Annotated in this window: 6 protein-coding genes and 1 pseudogene; 6 read left to right on the plus strand and 1 reads right to left on the minus strand. The window is 43.5% G+C overall.

Features of this window, described 5'->3' with window-relative positions:
• Positions 1-11 precede the first annotated feature (11 nt).
• From A5867_RS04930 to A5867_RS04945, 4 genes are all read left to right on the plus strand, one after another.
• On the plus strand, positions 12-983 hold the full coding sequence (locus A5867_RS04930; protein WP_087626995.1) for an NAD(P)-dependent oxidoreductase: 972 nt from the start codon (positions 12-14) through the stop codon (positions 981-983).
• A gap of 25 nt (positions 984-1,008) precedes the next feature.
• The gene (locus tag A5867_RS04935; protein WP_087626996.1) at positions 1,009-1,761 is read left to right on the plus strand and encodes an amino acid ABC transporter ATP-binding protein; all 753 of its coding nucleotides are present in this window, start codon (positions 1,009-1,011) and stop codon (positions 1,759-1,761) included.
• A 14-nt stretch (positions 1,762-1,775) separates the two neighbouring features.
• Positions 1,776-2,948: an MFS transporter gene (locus A5867_RS04940; protein ID WP_087626997.1), complete on the plus strand. Its 1,173-nt coding sequence runs from the start codon at positions 1,776-1,778 to the stop codon at positions 2,946-2,948.
• 92 nt (positions 2,949-3,040) lie between these two features.
• Positions 3,041-3,487: an Lrp/AsnC family transcriptional regulator gene (locus A5867_RS04945; protein ID WP_087626998.1), complete on the plus strand. Its 447-nt coding sequence runs from the start codon at positions 3,041-3,043 to the stop codon at positions 3,485-3,487.
• Between the two features lie 58 nt (positions 3,488-3,545).
• Here the strand turns inward: A5867_RS04945 and A5867_RS04950 are convergent, their stop codons facing one another.
• Complete coding sequence (locus A5867_RS04950; RefSeq protein ID WP_003125427.1) at positions 3,546-3,977, minus strand: Lrp/AsnC family transcriptional regulator; 432 nt, start codon at positions 3,975-3,977, stop codon at positions 3,546-3,548.
• A gap of 158 nt (positions 3,978-4,135) precedes the next feature.
• Between A5867_RS04950 and A5867_RS04955 the strand changes: the two genes are divergently transcribed.
• A complete protein-coding gene (locus A5867_RS04955; protein WP_087626999.1) occupies positions 4,136-5,482 on the plus strand; it encodes an aspartate ammonia-lyase in 1,347 nt (448 codons plus the stop codon).
• Positions 5,483-5,779: 297 nt separating this feature from the next.
• A pseudogene (locus tag A5867_RS04960) lies at positions 5,780-6,644 on the plus strand (IS256-like element ISLgar5 family transposase); the annotation flags it as partial.

Raw genomic sequence — 6,644 nt, forward strand, 5'->3', positions numbered from 1 at the left:
AGGTGTTGCCAATGAAATTGATTTATTACGGGGTAAGTGAAGAGGAAATTGCTTATATCGAACGGTGGCAATTTATCCACAAAACACCAGTGACGATCGTAATGGAGAGCTTGTCTTGGGAGAATATCCATTTGGCAGCAGGGCACGACGGCATCTGTTTGTATCCTAGTCTGGCTATGCAGCAAGATGAGTCCCTGTACCAACGCTTGCATATTTTAGGGATGAAGCAGTTATCGATCAAATCAACGGGGGTCGACGGTGTTCGTTTTGACTGGGCGCAAAAGCATCAGTTGACGGTCACCAATGTCCCTTCTTATAGCCCAACATCGGTGGGCCATTACACTGTGATGTCGATCTTGATGGCTTTACGCAATATTCCAGCAATGATCAAAGGAAAACTTGATCGACGGTCTGTGATTGGTCGGGAGCTACAAGACGTAACAGTCGGGTTGTTAGGCACTGGTCGAATCGGTGCTCTAGTCGCAGAAGCGATTTATCATATGGGGGGACATGTGATTGCGACTAGTAGGAGTGAAAATCCTCGGTTGAAGGGGATTGTCGAATATGTGTCCTTTGAGACCTTGATTGCTGCATCGGACGTCTTGTCGATCCATATCCCGCTGACAAAAGCATCAGAAGGGCTATTTTCGGCCTCTGTTTTTGCACAGATGAAGCCTGGCAGTTGTCTGGTCAATACGGCACGTGGGGGAATCGTTGATACGGATGCGTTGATTGCCGCACTCGCGCAAGGGCGTTTGTCTGGTGCTGTATTAGACGCTATCGCCAATGAAGAACGGTATTTTTTAGTTGGGTGGGATCAAAATCCTTATTATCAACAGCTGAATCAACTTCCAAATGTGCTTTTGACCCCGCATATTGCGTATTATACCCAATTGGCTGTACAAGAAATTGCAGAAACAGCTTTGAACAATGCAAGAGATATTTTGCTAGAAGGACAATCTGCCAATACGATCGCGCTTTGAGCGATAGAAAAGAAAGGGTGGGAGTATGCTGCAAGCAGAAATCAAAGGATTGAAGAAGTCTTTCGATAAACAAGTCATCTTAAAAAATGTTGGCTTACAAATTGAACGTGGGGAAGTTGTATGCATCATTGGTCCTAGCGGCTCTGGAAAAACGACCTTTTTGCGTTGCTTGAATTTGTTGGAGCAGCCTGATGCGGGGAGATATTCTATCGGTGACTTCCAGTATGATCTCGCACATATTGGCAAAACCCAACGATTGGAGATCGCCCGCAAAACAGCGATGGTCTTTCAATCCTATGAGCTGTTCAGCCACATGAATGTGTTGCAAAATGTGGCGGAAGGACTACGCACACCACGGCGTTTCCCAAAAAAACTGGCAGAAAAAGCAGCGTTATCTGCCTTAGAAAAAGTGGGTTTGGCAGATAAAGCTATGATGTATCCTAGTCAACTGTCTGGCGGACAGCAACAACGTGTAGGTATCGCCAGAGCGATGGCTTTGACGCCAGAATTATTACTGTTTGATGAACCCACTTCAGCGCTCGATCCAGAACTTGTCGGTGATGTCCTAAATGTCATGAAGCAACTGGCTGATAGTGGGCAAACGATGATCATCGTGACGCATGAAATGCAATTTGCACAAGAAGTCGCGGATAAAGTGATATTCATGGCGGATGGTGTGGTGGTAGAAGCGGGAACACCAGAAGAAATTTTTGAGGATCCGCAAGAAGAACGTACACAGCAATTTTTGACACAAGTACGTTTTCAATTAGCTGTATAGAAGCGAGGCACAATATGGAAAAGGTGAACAGCTCTAGTCGGCTTTGGTCGAAAGATTTTTACTTAGTGATGGTGGTCACGGTACTAGCAATGACAGCCATCACGACCCAAATGGGGACTATGCCGTTATATGTTGCTTCTTTAGGTGGTTCTAAAGCAGTATCCGGCGCCATTGTAGGTGTCTTGGGGCTATCTGCTTTGTTTTGCCGTTTGCCAATCGGTGTGGCATTGGATCGATATGGACGCAAAGTCTTGCTTTGTATGGGATTAGCCATTCTGTTGATTGATTTTAGTTTATTGAATCTGCTGCAGGGGCTATTGATGCTTTTTTGTCTGCGCATCTTGCAAGGGGTGGGCAATAGTTTGCAAGCGACAGCAGCAGCGACGATGGCAGTTGATACGATTCCTGAAGGCAAATTAGCAGTCGGATTGGGGTATTTCAGTATCGCCCAGGCTGTGCCGAGTGCCATCGGCCCGTTGATAGGACTTGCTGTTGTAGAAAATTATGGATTTCCTGTACTTTTTCGGATGGCTGTCTTGTTGAGCGGAACAGCTTTTTTGTTGAGTTTCTTTTTGAAAGAACAGCCCTTTTCACGGAGGAATACGCACTCTGGCGAAGCGAAATCATCGTTACGAGAACTGCTTCGCATCAAAGCGGTTGTGTTTCCTAGCGGTATCCTTTTTTTGATATGCTTTGCCAATTCTGGCGTGGTGGCGTTTATTGCACAATATGCCCTTGAACGTGAGATTATTGGCGCAGGCTATTATTTTACGGTCATGTCGATCATGACGGTCACAACACGGGTCGTATTTCCACGTTTGCTCGCCAAAATCCAAACGGCTACATTGATTTATGGCAGTTTATTATTGATTTTGGTTTCTTTTTGTCTGTTGCCATTTACGACACAGCTCAGTGGCTTGCTTCTGGCCGCGAGTTGTTATGGTGTCGGTTATGCCGGCTTATTGCCTGTGATGAATACGATTGTATTAGAATCGGTGTCTGAGGCGCAGCGAGGGCAAGGGACAGCGGTGTTTTCAGCAGCCTTAGATGTAGCTTATGGAGGTGGGGCTTTTTTGTGGGGAATCATCGCCAGTCTTTTTGGCTTTGACATGATGTTTTTTGGGTGTGGTCTGTTTGCTTGTGGGGCGATGATTGTTTATCGCTATTTCCAATTATCTCAGCGTTGATGTTAGGAAATTTAACATAGGATGTAATCTGCAACTTGCGCTTCTGTTGTTTTCTCGATAAACTGAGAAAATAATGAGAACGGGGGATGATTATGGATAACTTAGACCGCAAGATACTGAACATCATGCAGCAAAATGCCCGAGTCACTGTCAAACAGATCGCAGAGCAATGCTTTATTTCATCGCCATCTGTTTCTGTGCGGGTACAAAACCTTGAAACCCTTGGGTATATCCGTTCTTATCAGGCACTGATCGACTACCAAAAACTTGGTTATCTGATCAAAGCGTATGTCCATTGCGCAGTGAATGCCAAAGATAAAGAAGCCTTCTATGCCTATATCGCAGACATCCCAAATGTGATCGAGTGTGACTGTATCACTGGAGATTATTCTATGCTCTTGAAGGTTTATTTTAGTGATACGGTCGTCTTGGATCGGTTTATCACAGATTTGCAATTTTATGGGGATACCAAAACCCACATTGTATTTTCAACGAATGTCGGACCACGAGGGTTGCAAATGCCAGTCGATGACCAGTGACCCCTGTATATAAAAAAAGCGTGCCTGTCTATGTGAGATAAGCGCGCTTTTTGGGTTTTCAGAATTGATATCCTCGAGAGGGAACTGGCGTCGAGAAAACGATTTGGGTGTTGGTTCGACCGAATTTTTGCAAGTCATTGATAAAGCTGTCCAATGATTTGGTAGAAGGGAAAACGACTTTGATTAACATTGAATAAGGGCCGGTGACACAATCACATTCCAACACATTGGGGATCGCCTGTATGAAAGGATAGAAACTTGCTTTTTGCTGTGGTTCGATCGACAGGTGGATAAATGCTTTGATCGGCAAGCCGGCTTGTTCATAGTCAATCGTCGCTTGATAATACAACAATTGCTCGGTTTCTTCTAAATGTTTTATTCGTTGGGAAACAGCAGGTGCAGTGATGAATAACGCTTCACTTAACTTTTTGATCGATAACCGACCATTTTGCTGCAACAGATTCAACAACTTTTTATCTAGTTCATCCAAATACTTTCCTCTTTTCTGTTTTTGTACTGTTTCTCTTTGTTTTTCAAAGTGAAAGGAATCAATTTCAAGGATTAACAAAGAGATGGCTGAAAAGGCTCGTGTCTTTTTCTCTTATGTGATATTTTATCACATATAATACAAAAAGGGGCGTTTAAATCATGATGAGGATCGAATCAGATACAATTGGCAGTCTACCTATATACGAGGGGGCTTATTATGGTATTCATAGTTATCGCGCAAAAGAAAATTTTGCTTTCACTGATCAAAAAGTTGATCTGACGATGATCAAACAAGTAGCACGTATCAAAGCCGCAGCTGCGCTAGCCAATCAACAATCTGGCACGCTATCCAAAGAAAAAGCACAAATCATTGTGACTGCTGCGGAAGAAATCATCATGGGCAAGTGGGATGAAGAATTTATTGTTGATACATTTCAGGGGGGAGCAGGAACATCCACCAACATGAATGTGAATGAAGTGATCGCCAATCGCGGGTTAGAATTGATGGGGCATAAGAAAGGGGAATATCAATATCTTCATCCCTTAGACGATGTCAATCAAAGCCAATCCACCAATGATGTCTATCCTAGTGCTGGGAAACTGGCTTTGCTTGTATATATTGAACAATTGGATGAAGCGCTGGTACAGTTGATTGACAGATGGCATATGAAAGCGAAAGAAGTTCAGCACGTGGCAAAAATGGGGCGAACCCAACTGCAAGAGGCGGTGCCAATGACAGTAGGGGAAAGTTTCGCTGCATATGCCCACAGTTTGACGCGTTGCCGTGAACGGCTGCACCACTTATCGGCAGAACTATTGACCTTAAATATGGGTGGGACAGCCATTGGGACAGGTCTTAATGCGTCCTATCGCTATCAAGAATACCTCTATCAAGAATTGAACCGACGTTTTCCAAGACCTTTACGGCCAGCGAATGACCTGATTGATAGTACACAGCATACCGACAGTTTCGCCTCGATTTCAGGTGGATTAAAAACGATTGCCATCACATTGAACAAAAGCGCCAATGATCTGCGTCTCTTAGCCAGCGGTCCGCGAACTGGTTTTCATGAACTCAACTTGCCAGCAAGACAAGCAGGCTCATCGATCATGCCGGGCAAAGTCAATCCAGTCATTCCAGAAGTTATCAGTCAGATTGCATTTCAAGTGATTGGAAATGACGGTGCCATCACCTTTGCGGCAGCTTCCGGAGAATTGGAATTGAATGCTTTTGAGCCGGTGATGTTCCATAATTTATTTGAATCATGTCAACTGTTGACCAAAGCGTGTCAAATTTTTGCCGATAAATGTGTGGCAGGTATTACCGTCAATGAAACAGCTTGTTCGAAAGCTGTAAATAACAGTACAGGGACTATTACAGCCCTTTCACCGCAAATTGGTTATGAAAAAGCCACTGCTTTTGTCAAAGAAGCATTGGAAAAAAATTGTTCCATCGAGGAGCTATTAAAGCAAGAAGAATTCTTGCGGACAGAAACTTATCAGTAAGGAAAAACTGAAATATCCATATACCTAAAAGCCTAAAAGCATAAAAAAATAAAAAACTTATCTGTAGTAGGGATTTGTGTCTGGTAAAAGACACTCAATCTCGCTGAGGATAAGTTTTTTAGATTTTTGTCAATGAGTCAAACAAAAGTATGGTAATCCATCTTAAAATTTATATAGACAGAATGATATTCAGTTTAACTCAGGAGAGTGTAAAATATTTTGTGTAAATAGAAAAAAGGAAGTCCCTTCTGTAGAATAGAGTTACCACAACACATTCACAGAAGAGAGGACTTCCCTATGAATGATTTTACTACAGAAATTCTAAAGACTCTAGCGAACAAAGGCGATTTGAATGAATTATTCCGTGTCCATTTGGAGAAAGCAGTCAATACGCTTCTCAAAACGGAGTTAACGGCTTTCCTAGATTACGAAAAGTATGATCGCATTGGTTTTAACACGGGTAATTCTCGTAACGGCTCCTATGACCGTACGGTCAAGACCGAGTATGGGGAACTTCATCTCCAGATTCCGCGCGACCGCAATGGTGAGTTCAAGCAACAGACTGTTCCTGCTTATAGACGGACGAATGACACGTTAGAGGAGACCGTCATTCACCTCTTCCGAAAAGGTATTACCATGTCGTAAATCGCAGACTTGATTGAGAAAATGTATGGGCATCACTACACGCCCCAAACCATGTCCAATATAACAAAATCATTTACAGAAGAGGTAACGGCGTTTAAAGGGCGGGAGCTTCATGACCGTTATGCTGCTATTTATATGGACGCAACGTATATTCCGTTAAAGCGGAAAACCGTCGCCAAGGAAGCTATTCATATCGCAGTTGGCATTCGCCCGGACGGATCAAAGGAAGTATTGAGCTATGCGATTGCACCGACTGAATCCATCACGATTTGGGAGGAAATTTTATTGGACCTTCAAGAGCGCGGTTTGAAAAATGTCCTCCTGTTCATCACGGATGGCTTAAAGGGGATGGTAGGAGCGATTAGTCGGTTCTATCCCAAAGCTCGTTTTCAACATTGTTGTGTACACGTTTCCCGTAATATCAGTCACAAAGTGCGTGTCGATGATCGTAAGGAAGTCTGTGATGATTTTAAAATGGTGTATCAAGCCTCATCTAAAGAGGTGGCGTTGGAAGCAC

The organism is Enterococcus sp. 6D12_DIV0197, from assembly GCF_002174385.1.
Lineage (GTDB): Bacteria > Bacillota > Bacilli > Lactobacillales > Enterococcaceae > Enterococcus_D > Enterococcus_D casseliflavus.

Coding starts and splice junctions, on each gene's coding strand:
- A5867_RS04935 (WP_087626996.1), top strand. CDS start 1,009: ATGCTGCAAGCAGAAATCAAAGGATTGAAGAAGTCTTTCGATAAACAA.
- A5867_RS04955 (WP_087626999.1), top strand. CDS start 4,136: ATGATGAGGATCGAATCAGATACAATTGGCAGTCTACCTATATACGAG.
- A5867_RS04930 (WP_087626995.1), top strand. CDS start 12: ATGAAATTGATTTATTACGGGGTAAGTGAAGAGGAAATTGCTTATATC.
- A5867_RS04945 (WP_087626998.1), top strand. CDS start 3,041: ATGGATAACTTAGACCGCAAGATACTGAACATCATGCAGCAAAATGCC.
- A5867_RS04940 (WP_087626997.1), top strand. CDS start 1,776: ATGGAAAAGGTGAACAGCTCTAGTCGGCTTTGGTCGAAAGATTTTTAC.